This is a genomic window from Dyella sp. 2RAB6 (genome assembly GCF_052115385.1).
In the GTDB taxonomy this organism is placed as follows: domain Bacteria; phylum Pseudomonadota; class Gammaproteobacteria; order Xanthomonadales; family Rhodanobacteraceae; genus Dyella_D.
The window spans coordinates 1-22,805 of the sequence record NZ_JBFRGP010000032.1; the positions used below are offsets into that span (position 1 = coordinate 1).

Annotated in this window: 27 protein-coding genes and 1 pseudogene; 8 read left to right on the forward strand and 20 right to left on the reverse strand. The window is 60.6% G+C overall.

Translation table 11 applies throughout. From position 1 onward, the window contains the following. Nucleotides 1-197 precede the first annotated feature (197 nt). Nucleotides 198-1,457, reverse strand: a pseudogene (locus tag AB4083_RS21945) (aminotransferase-like domain-containing protein); the annotation flags it as partial. Nucleotides 1,458-1,776: 319 nt separating this feature from the next. On the opposite strand from AB4083_RS21945, the gene AB4083_RS21950 reads away from it, so the two are divergent. Then, a complete protein-coding gene (locus tag AB4083_RS21950) occupies nt 1,777-3,420 on the forward strand; it encodes an alpha/beta fold hydrolase (protein ID WP_441610636.1) in 1,644 nt (547 codons plus the stop codon). A gap of 342 nt (nt 3,421-3,762) precedes the next feature. Here AB4083_RS21950 and AB4083_RS21955 read toward each other — a convergent pair whose 3' ends face one another. The 4 genes from AB4083_RS21955 to AB4083_RS21970 form a co-directional block, all read right to left on the reverse strand. Further along, nucleotides 3,763-4,173: a hypothetical protein gene (locus tag AB4083_RS21955; protein ID WP_441610637.1), complete on the reverse strand. Its 411-nt coding sequence runs from the start codon at nt 4,171-4,173 to the stop codon at nt 3,763-3,765. A 71-nt stretch (nt 4,174-4,244) separates the two neighbouring features. Next, complete coding sequence (locus tag AB4083_RS21960; protein ID WP_441610638.1) at nt 4,245-4,646, reverse strand: hypothetical protein; 402 nt, start codon at nt 4,644-4,646, stop codon at nt 4,245-4,247. A gap of 106 nt (nt 4,647-4,752) precedes the next feature. Continuing rightward, on the reverse strand, nt 4,753-5,406 hold the full coding sequence (locus AB4083_RS21965) for a hypothetical protein (RefSeq protein ID WP_441610639.1): 654 nt from the start codon (nt 5,404-5,406) through the stop codon (nt 4,753-4,755). Next, on the reverse strand, nt 5,378-5,848 hold the full coding sequence (locus AB4083_RS21970; protein WP_441610640.1) for a hypothetical protein: 471 nt from the start codon (nt 5,846-5,848) through the stop codon (nt 5,378-5,380). The genes AB4083_RS21965 and AB4083_RS21970 overlap by 29 nt, the downstream gene beginning before the upstream one ends. 295 nt (nt 5,849-6,143) lie before the next feature. Here AB4083_RS21970 and AB4083_RS21975 point away from each other — a divergent pair, with 295 nt between their 5' ends. Then, nucleotides 6,144-6,698, forward strand: coding sequence for a YaeQ family protein (locus AB4083_RS21975; protein WP_441610641.1), 555 nt, complete (start codon nt 6,144-6,146; stop codon nt 6,696-6,698). Between the two features lie 53 nt (nt 6,699-6,751). Here the strand turns inward: AB4083_RS21975 and AB4083_RS21980 are convergent, their stop codons facing one another. The 7 genes from AB4083_RS21980 to AB4083_RS22010 form a co-directional block, all read right to left on the reverse strand. After that, the gene (locus AB4083_RS21980) at nt 6,752-7,087 is read right to left on the reverse strand and encodes a hypothetical protein (protein ID WP_441610642.1); all 336 of its coding nucleotides are present in this window, start codon (nt 7,085-7,087) and stop codon (nt 6,752-6,754) included. A gap of 1,162 nt (nt 7,088-8,249) precedes the next feature. Further along, a complete protein-coding gene (locus AB4083_RS21985; protein WP_441610643.1) occupies nt 8,250-8,573 on the reverse strand; it encodes a hypothetical protein in 324 nt (107 codons plus the stop codon). A gap of 974 nt (nt 8,574-9,547) precedes the next feature. Further along, the gene (locus AB4083_RS21990) at nt 9,548-9,883 is read right to left on the reverse strand and encodes a hypothetical protein (protein WP_441610644.1); all 336 of its coding nucleotides are present in this window, start codon (nt 9,881-9,883) and stop codon (nt 9,548-9,550) included. A 66-nt stretch (nt 9,884-9,949) separates the two neighbouring features. After that, nucleotides 9,950-10,465 carry a hypothetical protein gene (locus tag AB4083_RS21995; RefSeq protein ID WP_441610645.1) on the reverse strand — a complete coding sequence of 172 codons (516 nt, stop codon included), beginning with the start codon at nt 10,463-10,465 and terminating at the stop codon, nt 9,950-9,952. Between the two features lie 92 nt (nt 10,466-10,557). After that, nucleotides 10,558-10,851, reverse strand: a complete 294-nt coding sequence (locus AB4083_RS22000) for a DUF3144 domain-containing protein (protein WP_441610646.1) — start codon at nt 10,849-10,851, stop codon at nt 10,558-10,560. A gap of 110 nt (nt 10,852-10,961) precedes the next feature. Next, the gene (locus AB4083_RS22005; RefSeq protein WP_441610647.1) at nt 10,962-11,150 is read right to left on the reverse strand and encodes a DUF1737 domain-containing protein; all 189 of its coding nucleotides are present in this window, start codon (nt 11,148-11,150) and stop codon (nt 10,962-10,964) included. A gap of 64 nt (nt 11,151-11,214) precedes the next feature. Further along, complete coding sequence (locus AB4083_RS22010) at nt 11,215-11,802, reverse strand: DUF1415 domain-containing protein (protein ID WP_441610648.1); 588 nt, start codon at nt 11,800-11,802, stop codon at nt 11,215-11,217. A 297-nt stretch (nt 11,803-12,099) separates the two neighbouring features. On the opposite strand from AB4083_RS22010, the gene AB4083_RS22015 reads away from it, so the two are divergent. Continuing rightward, nucleotides 12,100-13,677: an SDR family oxidoreductase gene (locus AB4083_RS22015; RefSeq protein ID WP_441610649.1), complete on the forward strand. Its 1,578-nt coding sequence runs from the start codon at nt 12,100-12,102 to the stop codon at nt 13,675-13,677. A gap of 83 nt (nt 13,678-13,760) precedes the next feature. On the opposite strand, the gene AB4083_RS22020 is transcribed toward AB4083_RS22015, so the two are convergent. After that, nucleotides 13,761-14,072, reverse strand: a complete 312-nt coding sequence (locus tag AB4083_RS22020) for a hypothetical protein (RefSeq protein WP_441610650.1) — start codon at nt 14,070-14,072, stop codon at nt 13,761-13,763. Nucleotides 14,073-14,185: 113 nt separating this feature from the next. On the opposite strand from AB4083_RS22020, the gene AB4083_RS22025 reads away from it, so the two are divergent. Beyond that, nucleotides 14,186-15,145, forward strand: coding sequence for an isocitrate lyase/PEP mutase family protein (locus AB4083_RS22025; protein ID WP_441610651.1), 960 nt, complete (start codon nt 14,186-14,188; stop codon nt 15,143-15,145). Nucleotides 15,146-15,336: 191 nt separating this feature from the next. Here AB4083_RS22025 and AB4083_RS22030 read toward each other — a convergent pair whose 3' ends face one another. The 3 genes from AB4083_RS22030 to AB4083_RS22040 form a co-directional block, all read right to left on the reverse strand. Continuing rightward, nucleotides 15,337-15,747: a hypothetical protein gene (locus tag AB4083_RS22030; protein WP_441610652.1), complete on the reverse strand. Its 411-nt coding sequence runs from the start codon at nt 15,745-15,747 to the stop codon at nt 15,337-15,339. Beyond that, nucleotides 15,744-16,076, reverse strand: coding sequence for an autorepressor SdpR family transcription factor (locus AB4083_RS22035; protein ID WP_441610653.1), 333 nt, complete (start codon nt 16,074-16,076; stop codon nt 15,744-15,746). The genes AB4083_RS22030 and AB4083_RS22035 overlap by 4 nt, the downstream gene beginning before the upstream one ends. A gap of 121 nt (nt 16,077-16,197) precedes the next feature. Then, nucleotides 16,198-16,419 carry a TonB-dependent receptor gene (locus AB4083_RS22040; protein WP_441610654.1) on the reverse strand — a complete coding sequence of 74 codons (222 nt, stop codon included), beginning with the start codon at nt 16,417-16,419 and terminating at the stop codon, nt 16,198-16,200. A 473-nt stretch (nt 16,420-16,892) separates the two neighbouring features. Here AB4083_RS22040 and AB4083_RS22045 point away from each other — a divergent pair, with 473 nt between their 5' ends. Both AB4083_RS22045 and AB4083_RS22050 read left to right on the forward strand, forming a co-directional pair. Then, nucleotides 16,893-17,081 (forward strand): hypothetical protein, encoded by a 189-nt coding sequence (locus tag AB4083_RS22045; protein ID WP_441610655.1) that lies wholly within the window; start codon nt 16,893-16,895, stop codon nt 17,079-17,081. A 226-nt stretch (nt 17,082-17,307) separates the two neighbouring features. Continuing rightward, on the forward strand, nt 17,308-17,631 hold the full coding sequence (locus tag AB4083_RS22050) for a YkgJ family cysteine cluster protein (RefSeq protein WP_441610656.1): 324 nt from the start codon (nt 17,308-17,310) through the stop codon (nt 17,629-17,631). A 24-nt stretch (nt 17,632-17,655) separates the two neighbouring features. On the opposite strand, the gene AB4083_RS22055 is transcribed toward AB4083_RS22050, so the two are convergent. The 4 genes from AB4083_RS22055 to AB4083_RS22070 form a co-directional block, all read right to left on the reverse strand. Continuing rightward, complete coding sequence (locus AB4083_RS22055) at nt 17,656-18,417, reverse strand: ABC transporter permease (RefSeq protein ID WP_441610657.1); 762 nt, start codon at nt 18,415-18,417, stop codon at nt 17,656-17,658. Continuing rightward, nucleotides 18,414-19,361, reverse strand: coding sequence for an ABC transporter ATP-binding protein (locus tag AB4083_RS22060; protein WP_441610658.1), 948 nt, complete (start codon nt 19,359-19,361; stop codon nt 18,414-18,416). The genes AB4083_RS22055 and AB4083_RS22060 overlap by 4 nt, the downstream gene beginning before the upstream one ends. 209 nt (nt 19,362-19,570) lie before the next feature. Next, nucleotides 19,571-19,930: a hypothetical protein gene (locus AB4083_RS22065; RefSeq protein WP_441610659.1), complete on the reverse strand. Its 360-nt coding sequence runs from the start codon at nt 19,928-19,930 to the stop codon at nt 19,571-19,573. Nucleotides 19,931-20,173: 243 nt separating this feature from the next. Continuing rightward, the gene (locus tag AB4083_RS22070; protein WP_441610660.1) at nt 20,174-21,079 is read right to left on the reverse strand and encodes a LysR substrate-binding domain-containing protein; all 906 of its coding nucleotides are present in this window, start codon (nt 21,077-21,079) and stop codon (nt 20,174-20,176) included. 129 nt (nt 21,080-21,208) lie between these two features. On the opposite strand from AB4083_RS22070, the gene AB4083_RS22075 reads away from it, so the two are divergent. Both AB4083_RS22075 and AB4083_RS22080 read left to right on the forward strand, forming a co-directional pair. After that, nucleotides 21,209-22,081 carry an NmrA family NAD(P)-binding protein gene (locus tag AB4083_RS22075; protein ID WP_441610661.1) on the forward strand — a complete coding sequence of 291 codons (873 nt, stop codon included), beginning with the start codon at nt 21,209-21,211 and terminating at the stop codon, nt 22,079-22,081. Nucleotides 22,082-22,220: 139 nt separating this feature from the next. Further along, entirely contained in the window at nt 22,221-22,682 is a 462-nt protein-coding gene (locus tag AB4083_RS22080; RefSeq protein ID WP_441610662.1) for an NAD(P)-dependent oxidoreductase, read from the forward strand. Nucleotides 22,683-22,805 lie beyond the last annotated feature (123 nt).

The following is a 22,805-nucleotide window of genomic DNA, read 5'->3' on the forward strand; positions in this document are numbered from 1 at the left end:
TCTACTTAGGGCTGCGCAACATCAGTAAAAAATGGACGCTTCCAATCCATGATTGGAAGGCGGCGCTCAACCGCTTTACCATCCAGTTCGAAGGCCGCATCCCTCAGCTTTAAAGCGATCCCGTTTACACAAAAGTCTGTACAAGCCCATGCCTCCGCCATCAATGCCCCGGTCGCACCACGGGTCAATCGCGGCAGTCGCAAAAACAACGATCCCCCCGCCACCGACCCCATCACCTCCATCTCTCCCCCAAGCCTCCCCTGCAGCGCCCCCAGCAACACCCGATGCCTCGGCGCCAACCTATGCGCGATCCTCCGCAAATCCCTCAAGTACTGCCCACTCCCGATGCACATCGCCAGCACATGCTGCTGCATCGAAATACTCCCCCGGTCCGCCAGCCACTTCACCGCCAGAAACCGCTCCCGCAACCCCCGCGGCACCAACATGTAGCCCAACTGCAACGCGGGAAACATCGACCGCGCAAAGCTGCTCACATGAATCACCCGCCCGTACCGATCCAGCGACCACAGCGTAGGGCACGTACGCACCCCAAACCGATGCTCGCAATCGAAATCGTCCTCGACCAGGCACGCATCGTGCGCATACGCCCATTGCAGCAACGCCCTGCGCCGTTCCTCTGACATCACCACGCCGGTCGGAAACTGAAAGGACGGCGCCACGTTGACCAGGCGCACCCCATCCAGTGCCGCCGCATGCCGCTCGATATCCATCCCCTGCGGCCCCACCTGGCACGGCACGATCCGCGCGCCCATCGCCTCGTAGGTATGGCGCACGCTCCAGTGGCACGGTTCCTCCACCCCTACGCCATCGCCTTCGTCGAGCAGCACGCGGGCGATCAGGTCGCGTGCCTGCTGGGCGCCGCTGACGATCAGGATGTCGTCCGGATCCACCTCGATCGCGCGCTCGACGCTCAGATAGCCGGCCACGGCCTTGCGTAGCTCGATGGCGCCTTGCAGTTCGGGGAAGTCCGGCGCATCGCGGCTGCGCAGCAGCGTCATCAGGTTCTGCATCCACGCCTTGAGGCTGCGCGGGTCGGACTTCACGCGCGGTTGCGCAAGGTCGATCACCTCGCCTTCGGGCGCGGGCATTTCCGCCTCGGGTACGGCAGGCAGCGCGGCGCGCCGGGCCAGGCGGGACAACCGCGGGGCGCTCGGCGCCTCGACCTGTTCCTCCACCGGCGCCCCGCTGGCGGACATGCCCGCCGTGCGCACGCACACGTAGGTGCCGCTGCCCGAGCGCGATTCCAGATAGCCCTCGCTTTCGAGCTGGTCGTAAGCCATCAGTACGACCGTGCGGGAAACCCCCAGCGCGACGGCCATCGAGCGGCTGCCGGGCAGGCGCGCGCCGACCTGGAAGCGGCCGGAATCGATGTCCCGCCGGATCGAGTCGGCGAACTGGGCATACATCGGTTCGTCGTGCTGCCGCCTGTTCGCCATCGATGCTCCCCGGGGCGGCTCGAAGTGGTCACATCGAAAAAGCGCGCGACCGGTTATTTACGACCTCGCGCGCCGTGCAGATGATCATGCCACGGCTGGCAGGACGCCGGTCTTGGGGCCCCCGCCGCCTCGACCGCCCGCCTCGGGCAGCCCGCAGGGGGAGAACCGCCATTGATCGTTCCAGACGAGACCGGGCAGCCCCCCAACCCGGTGCGCTCGCTTACCCCCTTTTGCTGGTCACGCGTGCCAGCAGCTGCAGCGAGCGTCACGGCGGGGCTCACGTATTCGGCATGCCACTACTGACCAAGGAAACATCGGTATGAAGCGTTTTACGTTGTCCGTACGCAAGCTGGCGGTGCTGATCGCTTGCGTGCTGTGCCCGGGGCTGGCCAGTGCCCACGCTATCGACGATCACAGAGGCGATCCCGCCTACGCCAGGTATTACCAGCAGGCGGTGAACTGGGGCGCTTGCCCGCCATCGCTGTTCACCGATGGCAGCACCATTCAATGCGCCCTGGTGACGGTGCCGCTCGACTGGAGCGACCCGAGCCAGGGCGACATCAGCATCGGCATTTCGAAGCCGCTCAATCCGCCGGCCTATACCCGCCTGTTGCTGCTCAATGGCGGCGGCCCGGATAACTCCAGTGCGTCGATGGCGGAGATGTTCGAGCAATGGCAACCGCAACTTCAGATTGACCACCTGGTGGTTGGCGTCGATCTGCGCGGCGTCACCGACGGCCTGGGCACCCAGGTCAGTTGCGACTACGCCCCGCGCAGCGGCGCAGAGAATTTCATGGATGGCGACAGCCGCAACCCCACGCCGGCCAGCCTGCAGGCGCAGCAGGCCTGGTGGAACCGTTCGATGCGTGCCTGCCTGCAGCAGCACGCGGCCTTCCTCAAGGGCATCACCACGCCCAACCACGTGCGCGACCTGAACCTGGTGCGCGCGATCCTGGGTTTCCAGCATGCGGACCTTTTCGCCGTATCCAGCGGCACCGGCTTGATGGCGTATGCCAGCCGCATGTTCCCGGACAAGTTTGAGCGCGTGGTGCTCGACAGCAATGTGAACTGGTCGCACCTAGACTGGCAGCAGCAGGAGCTGCAGCGGATGTCGATGGATCAGCTCAATGTGCAGCAGGCTTTCATCCCGTTTATCGCGCGGCATAACGACCAGTTCCACATGGGCACGACGCCGCAGCAGGTGATGACGACCTTCCAGCGCATCTACCAGGCCACCTCGCAGCACCGCATGGGCAGCGTCACGCCCGACCAGGCGCTGGGCTCGCTTGACGGCACCGCGATGTGGATCTTCTGGGACCTGCTGGTGGCGCCTTCGCTGAGTGCGATGTCCGACGCCTTGGACGGCGACCCGGCGCATATCGCCGCCGCCGAGCAGATGGCCGCAATGACCTACGCCGACCTGCGCGTGCTGCCCAGCTTCAATCCGATGAGTGCGGCTTTGCAGTGCAACGATTCCGGCTCGACGGACCGGCGCAGCGCTTCCCGCAAGATCGCGGATACGCGCAAGTACTGGGCGGTCGGCGCCTCGACCATGGTGGACCCGTGCCAGGGATGGCCTTCCGCGCCGGCGATCGATCCGCTGCTGGAGCTGAGTACGAAGGTGCACGGGTTGATGGTGCAGGGGGAGTTCGATCCGTCGACGCCGTACGGGGAGGCGTTGGTGAATCGGTTGTGGAATGGCAGTGCGGCGCCGATGGTGTTTATCAATAACGCTGCTACGCATGGGGCGATCTTCGACGACAACGCCTGCGTGACGGCTGCGGAGTTTGGCTATCTCAATACCGGGGTGTTGTCGGCGCGGGATGTGATTTGCCAGGCGGGGCCGATGCATTCCTTTGGGATGCATGACAGTACGACGTATGAGTACGGTTATCCGGCGACGGGTGCGTGGTTGCCGCTGCCGCCGAATGTGGGGCAGGTGGGCTGGTTGTTGGTGCCGTAACGCCTGAGCCCCTCTCCCGTCGGGAGAGGGGTTGGGGTGAGGGTACGGGCGGAGCGGTGCGTCCCACTCCGCCCGCACCCTCATCCGGCTGCCGCCACCTTCTCCCGGAGGGAGAAGGATTCAAACTTGGGGACTGGGCCCCGCACAGCCAGGGCGGCGTTGTGCGGAGTTACCCATGGCACCAGCGCCAGTCTTACCTGTGGCTGTGCGGTCGAAAGTAGACTCTTAACCCCGCGGCTTGAACTCCCGTATGACCTCGATCAGGCCAACGATATTGTCATTCAGTTCTTCCAGATCCTCAGCGGGCACCCACCATTCCGTGTGACCCGATCCGCCGACGCGTTATTTCCGCGAAAGCAGGAACCTGCTTATCTCTCGCCGCAGCTCCAGGTCGCTGAGTAAGCGCGCCTCATCGTCTGCCGCAATGGCGTACTCCAGGGCCAAATTCTCTTGCCCCAGACTCCTGTAGCGCTCGGCTAACGCGAAACGGATCGACACTCGATACTCTCGCGCCTCGTCCTCAGCGGCCAGGTTGAGGGCACGGAGATACAGCGGTATCGCGGCGTCATCACTGGTCGTGAAGTCGCCCAGGCTTTCCCACAGGAAGGGATGATCGTATCCACCAAGGCTTTGCGCCTCGCAGTAATCCTTAAGCGCGTTGTAGTGCACCTCATATCGTTCGTCCTCGTCCTCGTTGACGAGGAGGTTCGCGAACTCGATGACACGCTTCCAGACATCTTCCTTCAACTCCATACACGCCTCTTCTTGCCGGTGCCTGCGTTGTCCGCTTCGGGTCGGAGGCGGACGTAAGAATCTAGAACTCTTCAGACCCCCGTCGTAGCTTCGCCGTCTTGCATCAGGCGCGAAGGCCAGCCGATGCGGACAAGCAGCCCATCGGGCCCACCTATCCCGACTTCATAGAGGCCCCATTCGCGGTGCCGCAGAACGCCTCCAGGCCGGATAATCAGGTCATCCACGCGCGCAGCGATTGCCTCCACGTCCGGCGTGCGAATGAAGACCCCGAAGGGATTGTGCTCCGCCGGAACGGCCCAAGGGCCAGCTCCAGCCTGGGTCAGATGCACCTCGCAGCCCCAGCCGCTCATGATGAAGTAGTTAGCGTCACCACCCGTGCGGACAAAGCCCAGCCGCTCCCAAAACGGCAGCGCGGCATGCAGATCGTTACTGGGAACGATGGCGAACGCACCTATGGTGGTTGGAATGGGCATGCATCTACTCCGGGCAGGGGCGGCTCTTGTTGGGTGTGGTGAGGGTTGAGGCTTTGCGTTAGATCCGCGTCGGGTTGGAAGCGGACGCTACGCTCATTACAAAGCACTAGGCTTCCTTGCGGACGATCCTAAGTACGTTGGGCACCTGAGCATCCATAAACATGAAGCAGCGCCCGAAGAGCGCCTTCATGCCAAAGGCATCAAATTTGTTTGGACCGAGAGGGGTCATCAGGACCTCGCCAGTGGTCAGCGCTTCCAGATGGCGCTCCTCGATGACCTTCCAGTTCTCGGAGACAAGACTGTCAAGGACGAGATTGACAGCGGGATGGTTGTATTGGACTAAGACGTTTCCATCCTTCATGGACAGCGGATTCATGTCGGGATGAAAGTGATAAATCTTGGCCAGCACGTCCTTGGCGTGGGACACGGCCTGATCGTCGGAAAGTCCTTCCGGCAGGAGCACGCAGGTTCCATGCTCAAACACGGCCAAATCGCGCTGCTGGTTCGTATAGAGCCGGATGCGCTCGACGATCTCACCCACTGGCTGGAGAATGTCCGGCCTCCACTTGGGAACTGGCGGCATCATCTTGGGAGGCTCTTGCGATGGCTCTTTCTTCTTGAAAATCCCAAACATCACTCCCCCTGATGTCTCATGGCTATGTTCTGGATGGTCGCTCAATAAAGTCCGTTCTGGATCGAAAGCGGACATGCCGCAAGCGCTCACGGCCTTGTCAGGACCTGCCACGCGACCAAATTTCATGTGCACGAAGGAATTCGTCTTCGCTGGAACTTGATTCGATAACAGCAAGATTTGACTCAATCATGGCGCCAATGAGTGCGGCAACAGCTTCCCTCTGCATCGAGTTGCAATACGTATAGAGCCCGTTATCCAGCCCACCGGAATAGAGGTGGAAAAGCAACTGATGGCCATACCAGTCGTAGCCATTGTGCGGCTCATCAAATGCGAATCGGGCCAATGATGGAAGATAGAACGCCAGCCCTTCTGGACTAGAGAAACACATTGGATCCCAGCCAGGATTCCCCACGTCCTCAAGAGCGAGCGTTTCTCGGGTGTGGCTTCTTAACAACTCATCGTGCTCCGCGCACTCCTCGCAATGCTCGAAGTTCGTGAAGTGCTCAGGCTTCGGTAACGGACCGAAGGCCAGATCCACTGCCGTAAGGGCCTCAGACTGCGTCACCATGCTCGATATCCATGCTCGATTTGTTGCCACAATCTCGAAATTCGGGAGTGTCCGCTACGGGTCGAAAGCGGACCAATGCTAGCTCGTTATCCCACGCCAGCGGGTTGATCGGAACAGCGGGCAGAATTGGCGACACAGACAACGGCGTGAGCCCGACTCTGCATTCGATGGACGACTACGGCCAACCTCCTGGCATGGCCGCAAGACGGGCGGCCCAAGCATGGCCCCCGGTGTCTTTCCGCCCCCGGGGCAAAGCCGCGTAAAATGGTCGCTTTACGCCCACTCAAGTGCCCCCATGGCCCTCACCGCCACCATCCACAAGGCCGAACTGTCGATCAGCGACATGGACCGGCACTACTACGCCACCCACGCATTGACCCTCGCCCGGCATCCGTCGGAAACCGAGGAGCGATTGATGGCGCGCCTGCTCGCGTTCACGCTGTATGCCGACGAACGGCTGGAGTTCGGCAAGGGGCTCAGCGACACCGACGAACCGGCCCTGTGGCGCAAGGCCTATACCGACGAGATCGAGCTGTGGATCGACGTCGGCCTGCCTGATGAAACACGCTTGCGCAAAGCCTGCAACCAGTCGCGGCACGTCGTGGTGCTTGCCTATGGCGGCCATGCCGTCGACGTCTGGTGGAGCAAGATCGCCAGCACGCTCACCCGCCACGACAACCTCAGCGTGCTCGCCATCGACCACGCCGGCATGCAGCAACTGGCTGCCCTGTGCGAGCGCAGCATGCGCCTGCAATGCCTGATCCAGGACGGCGAACTGCAGCTCATCGCCGGCGACCTCACGCTGCCGATCCGTCCGGCTATCCGCAAGGGTGAGTACGCTGTCGCTTGAGAAAGTGCCCCTGCCCCGTTTTGAAACGTCCGCCGTGGGTCGAAAGCGGACAGTCACGATCCCTCAGCAATCTCCCCAGCCTCAAACTTCTTAACCAGCGCAACGATCAGTAACTCGTATACCGAATTCGCCGCACTCTCGTTCGGAAGATAGAAGACCTTTGAGAGGCAATAGCTGGTACCCAGCTCCCGATTGACGTCGGATAGCCCGATGGTCACCTGCCGAAGCACTTCTCCAGGTTCAGCGCTTACCTTGCTGGGGTCCTGTGTCCTCAGTGCAACAAGCTCAATCTCTCCCGGGTGATCGGCAAACGTCACGCCAAGAAGATTGTCTTGCGCGCCTGTGATTCTGGCGATCTTGTAAATGTCTCCGCTTTTTACAAGCTGCATCCATCCCCTCCATAGGGCGCTAGAAGTGTCCGCATTGGGTCGGAAGCGGACATTTCCCCGACCGAACTCTATCTGAGATTGGGTCGTGTCCCGAACACCTTTTTCGCGCCCCCTACGCTCTTAGAAAGAAAGAAGAGGACGACCACAAATGCTAGCGAGTTCAGAGGAATTAGTAGGGTCAGCATGGTGCCCGAGGAATGTCCTCCTGGACCCAGCCACTCCATCGTCGAGAAGATGGGGAAGGCAAGCACCTTGTCCGAAGCGTGATCCAGCGCAGTCAAGCAATCCTCCGGCAAGCCGCAGTCAATGGCCCGACCCACGCTCCTAAGTGTTAGCGCAAGGTGAGCCGCGAAGGCACCTATGAACACCACGATCCTTGTGCGATTGCGCATCTTCCTTTCCTGTTATACACACGACGACGCTAACTACGGAGGTCTGCTATGGGTCGGAAGCGGATACTAGTAACCGATTTTCTGCTTAATGCTACGCAGCCACCAAATCAACGCTTTGGTCCCCCCAACGAAGTACCAGACGAGCATCCCTCCGAGCCCCAGTAGCGACACATCCACTCGCGAACCGAGGTAAGGCCACGGCTTTGGTACGCCGTTAACCTCGTAGGAAAATCCCCATCGTGCCTTGGCGAACGTCCAACCATCTAGAAGATATGCTCGATAAAATTGATAGATGAACGGCACGAAGTCCTCCGTCTTCCCGCCGCCCCGGCACACTTCATAGTGGGTTACGCACCGGTTGTTGAGTGGCTGCTGACAGACCTCGTGATGCGACTCGATCGTAAATCGACCGATATAGAAGTAAGTGCCTGCGATGCTCCGCAAACCAGTGGAGAGGGCAACGAAAGAGCAGACAAAAAGCCATGTTGTGAAGACTAATCGAAGAACGTGTTCCATTGGTTTACTCGTCCTAAGCTGTAGCTCGGCCAAAGTCCGCTTCGGGTCGAAAGCGTGCCTTGACTGACGTCGCCAGCCGGCTAAATTTCAAAAGAAATTCTTCACCAGTACGTAGACGACGAAGGAAAAGAATGCCGCGAACGCCGTCCACCAAACGATCCTTTCGCCTCTAGTTCTTGGTGATGTGCCACCTACTCCCATCACGGCGATTCTCTCCTTTATTTGAGTCCGCTTGGGTCGAAAGCGGATGTCCGCTAACCGCCCCTGGCTATATACAAGATCGTAGCGGGCACATAGATCAGGGCTGCGACACCCAACAGGCCGGTGCCCAAAACTACCCGCCTTAAACGCTTTATTGTCGCCTCGATACCCACAGGCGCAGGCCAGCGAAACAGCGGCGTCCAGTTGAGCGGACCCATGCCGTAGAAGGCCATGTCCAGACCAGAGGCATAGAGCGCGGCGGCATACTCAGGGTGAGCCTTGGATATTCCACCCCATGCCTTGCCTGCTAACAGAATCAGATACCAGCGGCTCACGATTGCCGCGAAGCCCAGCGTCATGGCGGCAGTCAGGTTCATGATTTCCCCCTACGTCTCAACATGCGCGCCTTCGCAAGCTCTGTAATGTCCGCTTCGGGTTGCGGCTTCGAAAGTTCTATCCAGCGCGACGCGGTCTGAGAGATCCAGCTACCGCGCTCCAAAAGGCATGCTTCTCAGAACTTCCCTCACGTGAAGCCTGCTGCGCGTATCGCTCCGTACCCGCATCATATTACGAGCGCTGCTCCAGGTGAGACGCGAATTCTCCGACAGCCCGGGCACAAGCCTCTGGGGCTGCTTGGAGCAACAGGTGGGGCCCTGCGATGTCTTTAATAGTGCAGTGCGCGATTACGTCGGCGATCTGTCTACCCGCGTGCCGATAAAGCAACCTGTCATCTGTGCCACGAAGATAGAGAACGGGTAGGGAGACGGCGCGACACGCATCTGATCCCTTTGCTTTCAAGGCGGTAACGACGCGAGCTCGCAGAACCTCAGGTTGGACAGCAATCAGTGCGCTCTGGAGCGCTTTCTCCAATGGCGGCGTAGCCCAGCGTCCAAGCAACCACCAGGAAAGCAAAGGCAATGGCAGCGCCCGTACGGGAGCGAAGCGCATCAATGACGCAAGCGGCGCAAACAACGGCATCGGCGACTCCGCAAAGGTAGTCGACAAGACAACCCCGATCAGATTGGATGGCGGGCTCGCAGCAATGGAAAGCGCGATGGGTCCGGAAAAGGACTCACCTAGGAGTACGAACTGGGTGGTGGTCGGCAATTGGGATCTGACGAGCCTTTCCAAGGAGACGTAATCCAGAACCTGGTCCGCGGGGTAGGGAATGACAACAATAGAATCGAATGCTGAGCGTGCGGCATCCGCAAAAGCTGAGTGCAAGGTGGCCGTTCCGTCCAGACCGGGAAGCACCAAAAGCATTGTCATGCTGGCTTAGCCATCGAAGATACGTTTACGTGCATTGGATTTGCGGGCCGCCGCGCGGTCGAAAGTGGACCACAGTAGCGGGTCATGTTCGCATGTTCGCCCTGGCTTCCTTGCTGAGTAATGGACGCAACACTCGATCTAATCGCATCTGATGAAGATGCTCAAGAATGCAGGTTGAGACAGCATTCTCTCGGTCTCCGCCAGCGGTGATCGCCTCGCTGAAATGATCTGCAGCGAGCTGCCATTGCCTCGGGGTCGGATGCGCGCGCGTCAAGAACGGCAAAAAAGACATATAGACGCCGTGCAGGCTCGAAGTGGGACATTCATCCCCTCGAATCTCCGCCTGCCAGTAAGCAGCGAATTCGGGAAATATGCTTGCCAGATCGTGGAGCAAAGCGGCTTGTGTGTACTTCTTCATGACAATCGAGCAGTCCTTTTGGGTGTCCGCCGAGGTCCACTTCGGGTCGGAAGCGGACGTCGCAGACTATTCCCGCCCTACCTGCAAGTCGCATCGCTTGCCGAGTTCAGTTGCGAACTCATCAATGTTCTGGACGGTTCCTGAAATTACAAGAGCGCGGCGAGATTGGCGACCAACTACTAGATACCTGTTCCCTCGGGAAGAAAATCTCCATTTAATTGACGAAACGTCCCGGTAATCAACTTTTCTTCGAGCAAATGACTGGAGAGAGAAGAACGACGCGTGGACCTCCAATCGGTACCTAACCGCGTACCACAGCGACGTGATCATGGCCGCATCTACTGCGAAGCCTACCAGCCAATCAGATTCTTTCAGGGTAGTCCCTAAGTAGACGAACACGAAGGGCATCAAGACAAATCCGATCGTTCCGCAAAAAATGAACACCCTGATTCCCTTGCCAACAACATAGATGCCGCGACGAGACAAGTCGGCAGCACTTTGTGTGCCAAACGTATTCAGGAAAAGAATAATGAGCACTGTGCCGATGGAAGTAAGCATGGGAACGAACACGGACATACTCATCGGTTAGCCCCCTTACCCTTTGGCTTGTCGAAGCCTCAATTTCATTCTGTCCGCTTCGGATCGAAAGAAGACGCTACGAAATCAAGCAGAAGTCAGCCACCCTTCCGGTTCATGTAGGTTTTAAAGTTATCGATGTAGTCATCCAGGTTCTCTTCCAACATGGATCTGAATTGTTTGACGAAGTACTCAATCGTTTCCTGTTTCGCGGCCGCCATGTCCTCGCCCGACTCGAAACCGCAGGCGCTCACCCAAGCACTGAAGCGGGACGAGGCATACATGCACGAGGCACTGACTTTTCCGGGCGAAACCACCGCGAGATGATCATTTGCTAAGCGAATTACAGCATCTGCGCGATTGTAAAAGTCTTTATCGGTATCTATAGCCAAACGATTCCCCTTGGTGGACGATAAGTCATGCGAGACGGACTCTGCCGAAAGTGTCCGCTCTGGGACGACAGCGGACCTTGCACAAATGCCACCGAACCTCGCCCGACACCCTAGTCTTTCACTGGCCAGAGTATCGCCTGCGCGACCACTACATGCTCTCCATTGAACGTCGCCGCGGGAGAGCCATACAGCTCGTAACCAAGACGTAGTGCGTCGGACACTCGCTGACAGAACGCGGCATCGTCCTTGCCCGTGAGCAGGCGATATCGAGGCAGGCCATTGGGCGGCAGATCAGACATCTTGAGAATCTCCTGACGTTGCTTCACGCGATGGACTTGATAACGGTGCCTGTCAATCGCCGCACTATTCGGGTGCACCCACGTCGAGCGCATCCCAGCCCGCGCGCCCAAGCTTTCGCATCGTCTCGATATTCCGGCGGTAGATCTCGTCCGGGTCGCTCATCGCATCGGCGGCGCGTTCGATGCTTGCCTCGCGCAGCAGATGCAGGGTCGGCCAGGGTGATCGGTTGGTGGCGTTCTCGACGTCGTCGGGCGCGGTGTCGGCGAACTGGTAGTGCGGATGAAAACTGGCGACCTGCAGTACACCGTCGAGCTTGAGCGTTTCGACGGCGGCATCGGCGACGTCGAGGAAGTCGTTGTAGTCGAGGAAGTCGCCCAGCACGTGCGGGTGGATCAGCAAGGTCGTTTCGCACTCGTCCGCATCGACGGCGGCGAGGCTTTGCAGCTCGCCGCAGAGATCCTCCAGCAGCGCGTCGGCATCTCGGGCATGGCTGACCGCATAGCGGATTTTCCCGTGGATGAACGGTGCTCGTGCGAAGGGACATAGGTTGAGGCCGACGACGGCGCGCTCCACCCAACGGCGGGTGGCGTCGATGTACGGCTTATCGGCGGCGCTCACGCCGGCGGTGATGGCGGGAGAGGTGTCGGTCATGGGAAGGTCACAGGCGGGTCAACGCGCACTATAACGCTCATGCCGAAGACGCCGGTTTCCCAGGCTGGATCGAGCTACGGCCCGGGCAGCTGGCCTCATACGGCGTCGCCCATGACCAGGAGGGAGGGTAACCGAGGGCTTCCTACGGCCGCTTTGCGGCCTCACTCGATCAACCCGCCCACGGCAAGCTGAACGGCTTAACCCCCGGGCCGGCCATAGCAGGCAAAATAGACGGTTGGCAACGTGCGATGCCCTCCGCTTGCGCCTCACTTCGTGCCACCTCACTCACTACGGATAATGCTCGTGACCACCACCACACCACCGCCCGGCGACGCCGATACCGCACTGCTGCAGCGCGTACGCGAAGCGGCGCAGCTGCTTGAGACGGTGGCGGCCGATCGACTCTTGCTGGACACGCTGCCGGCGGATGACCGCCAGCGCCTGTCTCAGGCGGTGGCGCAGCTCTATCACCCGGACCCGGTCGAGCGTCGGATCAAGCTGAAGGCTGCCCAGAAGGCACGGCACGCGGCGAAGGTCCAGGCCGAGGACACGGTGCTCAATCAGACCGGTATCCGCGAGCTGCGCCGCAAGCCGGTATTCACCACGCCGAATGTGTTTGCTCCGCAGGGTTTCGAGGCGCACGACGTCGCGCCCGATGCCGACGCCGCGCAACCGCGCGAATCGATCGAGCCCAAGCACTGCTATGTGTGCAAGCAGAAATATTCGGCCATCCATTTCTTCTATGACCAGCTGTGCCCGGCCTGTGCCGCGTTCAACTACGCCAAGCGCACCGAACTGGTGGATCTGCGCGGTCGCGTCGCGCTGCTGACCGGCGGTCGCGTGAAGATCGGTTATCAAGCCGGCCTGAAATTGCTGCGCGCCGGTGCGGAACTGATCGTCACCACGCGCTTCCCGCGCGACTCGGCGGCACGCTACGCGGAGGAGGCGGACTTCGGCGAATGGGGCCATCGCCTGCAGGTCTACGGACTGGACCTGCGCCACACGCCCAGTGTCGAAGCGTTCTGCCAGGAACTGGTCGCCACGCGGCCGCGACTGGACTTCATCATCAACAACGCCTGCCAGACCGTGCGTCGCCCGCCCGAGTTCTACGCGCACATGATGGAAGGCGAGACGGCTGCGCTGCACGACATGCCCGAACACGTGCGCAAGCTGGTCGGTCACTACGAAGGCCTGCGCGGCTCCAACATCCTGCCCGACGCAGCTGCTTCGGCGAGCCCGCTGGTCAGTCGCGCCGCGGGCCTGCCCGGCCTGACCCGCGCTGCCGAACTGTCCCAGATGCCACTGTTGCCCGAAGAACTGCTGGCGCAGAGCCATCTGTTCCCCGAGGGCAGGCTTGACCAGGACCTGCAGCAGATCGATCTGCGCAAGCGCAATTCATGGCGGATGCTGATGGCCGAAGTGCCCTCGGTTGAATTGCTGGAAGTGCAGCTGGTCAATGCGATCGCGCCGTTCATCATCAATGCGCGACTGAAACCGCTGCTGCTGCGCACCCCCGAACGCGACAAGCACATCGTCAACGTGTCCGCGATGGAAGGCCAGTTCTACCGCAATTTCAAGACGACGCGCCATCCGCACACCAATATGGCGAAGGCCGCGCTCAATATGATGACGCGCACCTCGGCCACCGATTACTACAACGACGGTATCCACATGAACAGCGTCGACACCGGCTGGGTGACCGACGAGGATCCGGCCGAGCTGGCTGCGAAAAAGGTGCTGGAAGAGCGCTTCCACCCACCGCTGGACATCGTTGACGGCGCTGCGCGCATCGTCGATCCGATCATCAGCGGCATCAACACCGGCGAACACGTGTGGGGGCAGTTCCTGAAAGACTATCGACCGACCGCCTGGTAAGGCGGTCAGGCGAACAAGTGAACGCTATGGCCCGCGTATGGGTAGATAGCCATCGGCGCCGAGTTCGATGCGTTTCACTCGCACTACGGCAGCTTGAATTTACGCGTGGCGCGTAGCGGCCAGATCGATGTAAAGCGGTCGCCGCCCGCCACGCGGAAGGCGGCTGAAACGCCGTTCAGAACGCCCAATCCGTCGAGAACGTCTTTGGCACGCCGAAAGGAATGTCGCGGGTCAGCGGTGAGCATGAAAAGGTTGATCTCTTTGGGGCTGACATCGTAGCCCTCCAGTTCGACTGCATCGCCCAATGCCTGTTTCAACTTGCCCTCGACTGTCGCGAGAAAGGCTTCGTCGGCCTGAGATTTGCGCCAGAATTTGATGACGAGCTGATAGTCCATGGGGCGATTGTATGCCCAACTGCGACGATCGCTAAAGATTCTGACAGCGAGACCGGGCTGCTCAATGGTCTCATTCACCTGCCCAGTGTCGGGTGAAAACACAGGCCAGGATCATGAATCGCGAACAGAGAACGCGCGCCGAGCTTTTCCACCAGCTGCATGCCGGCCCGGCGCCGCTGATGCTGCCCAACGCCTGGGATGCCGCCAGTGCACGGGTGATCGAGAACGCGGGCGCCAAGGCGATGGCCACCACCAGCGCCGGCATGGCCTGGGCGCTGGGTTATCCCGATGGCGAGCAACTGCCCGTGCAGGAGCTGCTGGCAGCCTGTCAGCGCGTTTGCCGGGTGGTCACCACGCCGGTCACCGTCGATATCGAGCGCGGCTATGGGCGCGATGCAAAAGACACCGGTGACCTGGTCGGCGCGCTGATCCAGTTGGGCGTGGTGGGTATCAATATCGAAGACGGCATCGAGCCCGGCACGCAGACGCTGGCGCATCCGGGCGTGCTGTGCGAGCGCATCGCCCGCGTGCGAACGATTGCGCAACATCATGATTTGCCGTTCTTCATCAACGCGCGCATCGATACGTACCTGAGCAACCTGTCGCCCGAAGCGCGCCTGGAGGAAACGCGAAAGCGCGCACTGGCCTGTGTCGACGCCGGCGCCGATGGCATCTTCGTTCCCGGCCTGGCCGATGCCCAGGACATCGCAACGCTCGTGCGCTGGCTACCGGTACCGCTCAACGTCTATGCGGGCTATCCGGGCGCACCTGTCGCGCCGGCGCTTCAGCAGCTGGGCGTGCGACGCATCAGCCTGGGTTGCGGCCCGATGCAGGCCGCGCTGGCACATCTGGGCGCCATCGCAGCAGAAGCGCTCGATGACGGACGCTACGACACGATGGGCAAGCGGATGTTGACCCCGGCGGAAGCGAACGGCTTATTCGGCGCGGGAGTACACAAGGTGGATCGTACGCGCGGGGGCCCTCACGTCGGCATGGGCGATGGTCCGGTCACCCAGGCTCGTGGCCCGTCGGAGGCATTCGTCGTTGCGCGACGTGGAGCTGACCACGCGTGACAGCAACGCCAGTGATCACGCACCGGCATGGTGGCACCTGACCGGATCCATGCTGGGTGACCGGGCGACGGCGAAAGACCCTTAACTTCGAGACGCTGACCGAACGATTCCAGCTATGTGTTGCGTGGACCGGCTGAAGTCGCAGTCGGAAGCAGACGCCTGGCTAGATACCCACCCCTGACCTGAACGCCTCAACCGTGCCTCGACATATCGTGGCCAACGCACTTCCAAACCGCATAGCCAAGCATCACCGCGACACCCACCCCGATTGCAGCCATCGAGCCGATTCTGGCGAGTTCCTGTGGTGCGAATGCCCACAGCACGGTCCACACCAGGAAGGCCAGCGTCATGGCCCAGCCGCCGACGCGCCCGATGGTCTGCGCCAACGTCGCGTGGCTAATGGACCGGGGCGATCCTTGCATCCTCTTTGGCATGGCGTTGCAGAACACCGCGAGGGCGAGGCCGATGATGATGTTGTGTCCACGCATGACTTGCTCTGCGTCGACCCATCCTTGCTTGCGGGCGAGGGTGAGCAACAGGGCGCCAACGATCATGGCGGCTGCGAGCTTGAGGCCGAAAAGGATTTCTTTTCTCGCGCTCATTTGTGGGCTCCTTTACGGGTTTCCTTGAGCTTGGCCTTGCCAGTGGAGTTCGCGGTCGCGCGTTCTCCGGCGCCTATACCGAAAAGCTGGGTGAAGCTCAGCAGGGCGTCTTCCAGCACCGATAACTTCAGCTGATAGATGATGCTGGTGCCGATCTTGTGGGCCTCGATCAGGTCAGCTTCGCGCAGCACCGCGAAATGGGCCGACATGGTCGGCCGCGACACCGGAAAACAGTCGGATAGCTCCCCCGCGCTCATCGAGCGCTGGCGCAGCAACTCCAGCACTTTGCGGCGGGTGGGATCGGCCAGGGCTTTGAAGACGGCGTTCATTGTCGCTATTTAGCTAATAATCTAAATTAAAGTCAAGTAAATTTCGATGATTGGCTAAATGGGTGCCGATGCGGGGGATTTTTTGCCGGGGCAAGCCCGGCGTTTCGGGGTCAGCGAGCCATCAATGCTCGTTTACCCAAATGTTCTCGATATCGTCCATGACGGCAAGCTTGATATCAGGACTCGAGAGGTTGGAAACGTCGAACACGCGCCCGTGTCGCATCCCCCGATAGATCCCGTCCTTGCGGAAGGTCGCCGCCCATACGACGCTGTTCAATGCCGCCGAGTCGTATTGGGCGGTGTAGTCGAAGCCGTTGCTGGTGATGCCAGAGAGGTCGTACATAACCGCATGCTCCGCGGGCAGTCGCAGGTTGACAGTACTCTTCAGGCGAAGGAGGTACGTGAACGCGGGAGCGAAGCGAAAACCGGTGCCCGGCGGGACGCTGCGTCGCGCACCACGTGGGGAAACTAACACTTGAAGTCCCGCGAGCGCGTATGCTTGCAAGGTTAAGCTCTGTTCCAAGGGCCGTCTCACCACGCCAGCAGGGATGCTTGCGACCAGGAACGCATGAGCACCCATCTCTCCCATGGTTCGACTTGCCAGAGTTTGAATGGCAGGCCGTGGGCGCTGCTGGGTGAGGTCGCGAAGCGTTATCCGTTGTCGCTACGCACGATAAAGCGCCTTGCCGAGCGTCTGGGCATGGAAGCGCTGCGGTATCTCAGCCTTCATTTGTCGATAAGCCCCCCTTCCGTATCGATCGTTCGATTCCGAGAGACCGATACGGCCTTTACGCTCCGATTGCCAAGGAACTAGCCATGACGCCACCGAAGAAGCCGATCTCGCTGTCGGACATCCACGATGTCTACAGTGGAGCAGTAAAGAAGCGAGACACGGTCGAAGCCGAGCCGAGCTATCGGAAAACCGACCGTTTCTCGCGCGAGCCCGGCCATTCCGGCTCGGCGGCCAACCGCCCGCCGTCGCCCACGGGGCGCAAGCTGCGCTGAGACCTGGGGCCTGGGCGACGCCATCACGCGTTTTCCAGGCCAGCCCCCAGTCTTGGTGTCCGCGCATGAGTGAGCTACGCGCACGCAGCGAAGCTGCCGTAGCTCACATCAGTTCATTCGTGCCGCGTGCGTGCCGGGTGGCCACGCTGCCCATGGCCGATCGCCACGAACCGCCGTACCGCGACCTTCTCCTGCCATACCTCCAAACCCGGGAAAACCCTAGCGCATGACCTCTCCAGACCGCCCCGACGCCGCAAACTGTTCCTCCTGCGAGGCTGTCTGCTGCCGCCTCATGGTGGTCCTGCAACCGGAAGACGCCATTCCCGATCACCTCACCACCTATACGCCGGAAGGTCTTCGCGTCATGAAGCGTGGCGAGGACGGCTGGTGCGTAGCCTTGAACAGCGTGCGCATGAACTGCGGCATCTACGAAACCCGGCCCAACGTGTGCCGCCGTTTTGTAATGAACGGACCCTATTGCAGGGCCATTCGCGAGGACTACAGCCGCTCCGGCGCCGCCGCCCATGCGCTGCACGAATCGAACACGTAGTTGCCGTGCGGCTCTGCCGCTTTCCTACGAACGCAGCTTGTAGCCGGTACGGAAGATCCAGGCGATGGCCGCGATGCAGACCAGCAGAAAGGCCAAGGTCATGCTCGCGCTCACCACGACATTGACGTCGGACTGGCCGTAGAAGCTCCAGCGAAAGCCGCTGATCAGGTACACCACGGGATTGAACAGCGCGACCTTCTGCCAGAACGGCGGAAGCATCCCGATCGAATAGAAAGCGCCGCCGAGGAAGGTCAGCGGGGTGACCACCATCAGCGGGATCACCTGCAGTTTCTGGAAGTCATCCGCCCACAGGCCGATGATGAAGCCGAACGAGCTGAAGGTGACGGCCGTAAGCAGCAGGAAGACCATCATCCATAGCGGATGCATGATGCTGTAAGGCACGAAGAAGCGCGCGGTGAGCAGGATCAGCAGACCCAGCATCACCGATTTGGTCGATGCCGCCCCGACATAGCCGAGCACCGCCTCCCATGGCGAAACCGGCGCGGAGAGCAGCTCGTAGATGGTTCCCGACCACTTGGGCAGATAGATGCCGAACGAGGCATTGGAAATGCTTTCGTTGAGCAGCGAAAGCATGATCAGCCCGGGGATGATGAAAGCGCCGTAGCTGGTGCCGCCGATCTCGCCCATGCGCGAGCCGATGGCGGTGCCGAACACGATGAAATACAGCGACGTCGACAGCACCGGCGAAACGATGCTCTGGGTCAGGGTGCGAAAGGTGCGGGCCATCTCGAAGCGGTAAATGGCGCGAATGGCTGGAATGTTCATCGCGTACCCCGGACCAGGCTGACGAAAATGTCTTCGAGCGAGCTTTCCATCGTATGCAGGTCCTTGAAGTCCACTCCGCGATCGCCCAGCTTGCGCAGCAATACGGCAATGCCCGTATCGTCGCTGTGGGCATCGAAGGTGTAGGTAAGCGTGGTGCCGTCTTCGGCGAGCTCCAGCGCGTAATCGTCCAGCCCCTGAGGTAGCGCCTGGATGGGTGTCTTGAGGCTGATAGAAAGCTGTTTCTTGCCGAGCTTGCGCATCAGCACGTGCTTGTCTTCGACCAGGATCAATTCGCCACGGGTGATCACGCCCACGCGGTCGGCCATTTCCTCGGCCTCTTCGATGTAGTGCGTGGTCAGGATGACCGTGACGCCGGTGGCGCGCAGCCCGCGCACCATCTGCCACATGTCATGGCGAAGCTCCACATCTACGCCGGCTGTGGGCTCGTCCAGAAACAAAATGCTTGGCTCGTGTGCGAGCGCTTTGGCGATCAGGACGCGGCGCTTCATGCCGCCGGACAGCGTCATGATCTTCGCGTCCTTCTTTTCCCAGAGCGAAAGGTCGCGCAGCACCTTTTCGATGTGCTCGTCATTGCGCGCGCGACCGAACAGGCCTCGACTGAATCTGACCGCGGCCCACACCGTTTCGAAGGCATCCGTCGAGAGCTCCTGCGGGACCAGGCCGATCTTCGATCGCGTCATGCGGTAATCGCGCAATATATCGGCGCCATCCGCATGCACCGTGCCCGCACTGGCTTTGACGATGCCGCAGATGATGCTGATCAGCGTGGTCTTGCCTGCGCCATTCGGGCCGAGCAGCGCAAAGATCTCACCTCGCTTGATGTCCAGGTCGACCGACTTCAGTGCCTGGAAACCGTTCTTGTAGGTCTTGCCGATACCCCGGATAGAAATGGCGTGCGGCGTCGACGTGGCCTGTTCGCTCATGGTGTTCCCTGGTGTGGCGCGTTGCAGCGTTCCGGGAGTCTACGCTCGCTTTCGACGCAATCCGAGTCCGGGGTGCCGGTGTGGTCAGCCAAGTGCGTCGCGCCATCGAGCGGGAACGCTGAAGGGGCGGAGTGGGCCGCCCCTGTTTTAGGTATCCGTGAAATCGGGCGTGGTCCGCCCCATTCGATTCCTGGAAGCTTATTGCGCAGCTAGCCCGAGCACCGAAGCTCCAGCGTCATCTTGCGCACGGTAGCTTGCGATGGAGTATCCACAGTGCCGGAAGCATCGACCTTGTAAGCAGGACAGTCCATGTTCCCTTCGAGATTGTCCTTGACGGCACATTCGGCCTTGATATTGAAGTCGATACGCCCCTGGCGGCTTGACCTAACGACGGTGGCATCCCTGCATGTCCCCAGCACTCGCGTCCATATCGTGTCGTTGCTGCGCACGAACGTAAGCAATCCGTGGTCTGTGCTCAAGTCATCGGCGGCGATGCTGGCGGAGAACGGCCAGAGCGCAGCAAGGAGAATGACCGGAACGACTGATGCCGTACAAAACCGCCTCTTCATATCCGCCTCTCGAAATAAGCTCTTCGTCAGGTTCGCCGGCGAAGAGCCGGCCGTGGATCCAGCGGATGGATCCTAGGTCGGGTCTCTGCTGCGTGAGTGGCTTGGTGAGGGCGAAATAATGTCGGCCAGGGCGGCGAAGTGGGCGCTTCGATGTCGACGTGCGGACTCGCGAGGTGCCTGGACGTCCTCCGGCCCTGTGTCATTGACTAGGTTGTCTTCAGGCCTGCCTTTAATACGGTCGGATCAGGACACGGGGTTCGGCAGATAGTCGCCTGGCTTGAAGGCTGTTCGCATTCGCTGGGTGGCGAAATCGACAAAGGCGCGAAGTTTGGGCAGTGACTGACTTCGGCTTGGATAGTACAGAGAAAATCCTGGAACCTCTTCGCAGTAAGGTTCGAGCACGGTCTCAAGATCTCCACTTTCGAGATGCGACATCACGACCGAACGCGGCACCTGGAAGAGTCCGGCACCTCTCAGCGCTGAGTGAATGCAAGCTTCGACGTCGTTGATCACGAGAGGCCCATCAACGCCCACCGTCATGCGCTGACCGTCGACGACAAATTGCCAATGATCGAGGGGCCGCACTGACTGACGGAGCAGGATGCAACGGAAATTCTGCAGATCATATGGTGACGCCGGTCGGCCATGAGTCCGAAAAAAGGCTGGGGAGCCGACGACAACGAAGCGTTCGGGTGGCGTCAGCCATACCGCGACCATGTCGATCTGGACGAAGTTTCCGAGACGTATTCCCGCATCGAAACCTTCCTCGACGATATCGATCGGACGATCCTCGCCCACCAGTTCGAGTTCGACGTTGGGGTGAGCGTCGAGAAAGTCGGGCAGCAAGCGATTCACCAGCAGCGGCAAAGTTGGCCTGGGCACATTGATGCGCAGTCGGCCGGTAATTTCGCCACCCAAGTCACTTGCGGCGTCCAGTCCCGCCGTGAGCATGTCGACGGCCGGGCGCGCGTGGGCCAGCAAACGTTCGCCTGCTTCGGTCAGCCTGACGCTTCGGGTCGTACGGGAAAAGAGGGGCGCGCCAACCCGTTCCTCCAGGCTGCGTATCCCCTGGCTGACCGCGGACGGCGTGATGCCCAGATGCCGCGCCGCAGCGCGGAAGCCTTGGCACTCCGCCACGGTCAGAAACATGACCAGCCCATCCAGATGGCTTCGAGCAATTGTTAAGTTCATCTACACAGCCCGTTCCGAATGTACCCAGTATTCGAATAATAGCGCGCTAGGTACCGTGAGCCGTCGAACTAACGAAGGCGAATGCTCATGTTTTTGGTTATGGGAATTACGGGAAAAGTTGGTGGCGCGACGGCGGCGCATTTGCTGGCACAGGGCAAGAAAGTACGCGCGCTGGTCCGTGACCGTTCGAAGGCGTCCCGCTGGGCTGACCAAGGTGTCGAACTGGTTGAAGGCGACTGGAACGATGCGGCCTCCATCAAACGGGCGCTCAGGGGTGTCGATGGCGCATTTGTCATGTTGCCTCCCATCTGGGCTCCCTCGCCGGATTTCAGGGAAGCCAAAGCCGTCATCGCGAACAATGTCGAGGCCCTCGCCAACGTGCCGGCGCCGCGGGTCGTCGCGCTTTCGTCGATGGGGGCGAACAGAACCAGCGGGATGGGGCTGATCACAGCGCTGTCACTGCTGGAGCAGGGTTTTCGCGACCTGAACCTGCCGATCGCCTATGCGCGAGCCGGTGAGTTTTTCGAAAACTTCCTTTACGGCTTGCACGTCGCCAAAGGCGGGATGCTGCCCGTCTTCTACAACCCGACAAATCGGAAATCGACCATGGTCGCGACCAACGACATCGGCGCCGCGATTGCAGCGCTTCTGACCGGACCGGCTTGGTTGGGGCATCGGGTCATCGAACTCGGTTCAATGGTGAGCGCAGATGAAGTGGCGGTGCAATTAGGTGAAGTGATGAAGGTCGACGTTAAAGCCGTTGCCGTCCCGCGGGCCGATTGGCCGGATACATTCGAGCAGTTCGGCATTCCGAAGGGCCAGTCCGGGCCGGCCGAAGTCATGTATGAGGCGGTCAACGCTGGAGGGATGGCCCTAGGGGGCGTCGGCACCGAGCACGTCCCGGGCGCGACCTCCGCTCGCGATGTCTTCGCGGCGGCCCTGAGGGCCGCTACGGCGTAGATCCGCCGATCAGCGACGGGGTACGAGTTTCAGAGTTCATTTCGGAAATTCGCATCTCTGTCGCGATTCTGGCAGAGGCCGAAATAGCCTGTCTCCTTGTCGGCAGCGGCGTTCATATCAACAAACATCAAGGTCCAATATGAAGGTTCTTGTTTTGGGTGCCACGGGCGGAACCGGGCGGTTGATTGTCCAGGACGCTCGGAAGAAGGGTTATTCCGTAGTGGCGCTGGTTCGCTCTAAGGCGCGCGCGCTCGATCTCCCGGGAGCAGACATCATCGAGGGCGACGTACGTGACGAAGGCGCTCTCATGCGTGCCATGGACAGCTGCGATGCTGTCGTCAGCGCGCTTGGAACCGGCGTAAGCCCTGTCAGCGAAGTCAGCCTGCTTACCGAAGCGACACACGCGCTGATCCTGGCGATGAAGCGCAGTGGTGTCTCCCGCCTGGTCTGCATATCAGCCCTAGGGGTCGGAGACAGCCGCGGCCACGGCGGATTCGTATTCGATCGGCTCATCATGCCCTTGTTGCTTCGCCATGCCTATAAGGACAAGGGACGTCAAGAAGCCGCGATCCGCGCCGGGCCTATCCTAGATTTTGTGTAAACGGGGCATTGGCAGGAAACTGCCATCTGACCCGGAGACACCATGAGTCCACGCAAACACGAAGTGCCCGACGAGCTGCTTAGCAGTCTGTTAGCCAACTATCAGAAGCCCGAAGATCTCGTT

Coding starts and splice junctions, on each gene's coding strand:
- AB4083_RS22050 (WP_441610656.1), top strand. CDS start 17,308: ATGACCTCTCCAGACCGCCCCGACGCCGCAAACTGTTCCTCCTGCGAG.
- AB4083_RS22060 (WP_441610658.1), bottom strand. CDS start 19,361: ATGAGCGAACAGGCCACGTCGACGCCGCACGCCATTTCTATCCGGGGT.
- AB4083_RS21955 (WP_441610637.1), bottom strand. CDS start 4,173: ATGGAGTTGAAGGAAGATGTCTGGAAGCGTGTCATCGAGTTCGCGAAC.
- AB4083_RS22045 (WP_441610655.1), top strand. CDS start 16,893: ATGACGCCACCGAAGAAGCCGATCTCGCTGTCGGACATCCACGATGTC.
- AB4083_RS21985 (WP_441610643.1), bottom strand. CDS start 8,573: ATGAACCTGACTGCCGCCATGACGCTGGGCTTCGCGGCAATCGTGAGC.
- AB4083_RS21980 (WP_441610642.1), bottom strand. CDS start 7,087: ATGCAGCTTGTAAAAAGCGGAGACATTTACAAGATCGCCAGAATCACA.
- AB4083_RS22020 (WP_441610650.1), bottom strand. CDS start 14,072: ATGGACTATCAGCTCGTCATCAAATTCTGGCGCAAATCTCAGGCCGAC.
- AB4083_RS22070 (WP_441610660.1), bottom strand. CDS start 21,079: ATGTTTCTGACCGTGGCGGAGTGCCAAGGCTTCCGCGCTGCGGCGCGG.
- AB4083_RS22080 (WP_441610662.1), top strand. CDS start 22,221: ATGAAGGTTCTTGTTTTGGGTGCCACGGGCGGAACCGGGCGGTTGATT.
- AB4083_RS22030 (WP_441610652.1), bottom strand. CDS start 15,747: ATGAGCGCGAGAAAAGAAATCCTTTTCGGCCTCAAGCTCGCAGCCGCC.
- AB4083_RS22055 (WP_441610657.1), bottom strand. CDS start 18,417: ATGAACATTCCAGCCATTCGCGCCATTTACCGCTTCGAGATGGCCCGC.
- AB4083_RS21965 (WP_441610639.1), bottom strand. CDS start 5,406: ATGAAATTTGGTCGCGTGGCAGGTCCTGACAAGGCCGTGAGCGCTTGC.
- AB4083_RS21970 (WP_441610640.1), bottom strand. CDS start 5,848: ATGGTGACGCAGTCTGAGGCCCTTACGGCAGTGGATCTGGCCTTCGGT.
- AB4083_RS22035 (WP_441610653.1), bottom strand. CDS start 16,076: ATGAACGCCGTCTTCAAAGCCCTGGCCGATCCCACCCGCCGCAAAGTG.
- AB4083_RS22040 (WP_441610654.1), bottom strand. CDS start 16,419: ATGTACGACCTCTCTGGCATCACCAGCAACGGCTTCGACTACACCGCC.
- AB4083_RS22010 (WP_441610648.1), bottom strand. CDS start 11,802: ATGACCGACACCTCTCCCGCCATCACCGCCGGCGTGAGCGCCGCCGAT.
- AB4083_RS22015 (WP_441610649.1), top strand. CDS start 12,100: ATGCTCGTGACCACCACCACACCACCGCCCGGCGACGCCGATACCGCA.
- AB4083_RS21950 (WP_441610636.1), top strand. CDS start 1,777: ATGAAGCGTTTTACGTTGTCCGTACGCAAGCTGGCGGTGCTGATCGCT.
- AB4083_RS22075 (WP_441610661.1), top strand. CDS start 21,209: ATGTTTTTGGTTATGGGAATTACGGGAAAAGTTGGTGGCGCGACGGCG.
- AB4083_RS21960 (WP_441610638.1), bottom strand. CDS start 4,646: ATGCCCATTCCAACCACCATAGGTGCGTTCGCCATCGTTCCCAGTAAC.
- AB4083_RS22005 (WP_441610647.1), bottom strand. CDS start 11,150: ATGTCTGATCTGCCGCCCAATGGCCTGCCTCGATATCGCCTGCTCACG.
- AB4083_RS21995 (WP_441610645.1), bottom strand. CDS start 10,465: ATGAGTATGTCCGTGTTCGTTCCCATGCTTACTTCCATCGGCACAGTG.
- AB4083_RS22025 (WP_441610651.1), top strand. CDS start 14,186: ATGAATCGCGAACAGAGAACGCGCGCCGAGCTTTTCCACCAGCTGCAT.
- AB4083_RS21990 (WP_441610644.1), bottom strand. CDS start 9,883: ATGAAGAAGTACACACAAGCCGCTTTGCTCCACGATCTGGCAAGCATA.
- AB4083_RS21975 (WP_441610641.1), top strand. CDS start 6,144: ATGGCCCTCACCGCCACCATCCACAAGGCCGAACTGTCGATCAGCGAC.
- AB4083_RS22065 (WP_441610659.1), bottom strand. CDS start 19,930: ATGAAGAGGCGGTTTTGTACGGCATCAGTCGTTCCGGTCATTCTCCTT.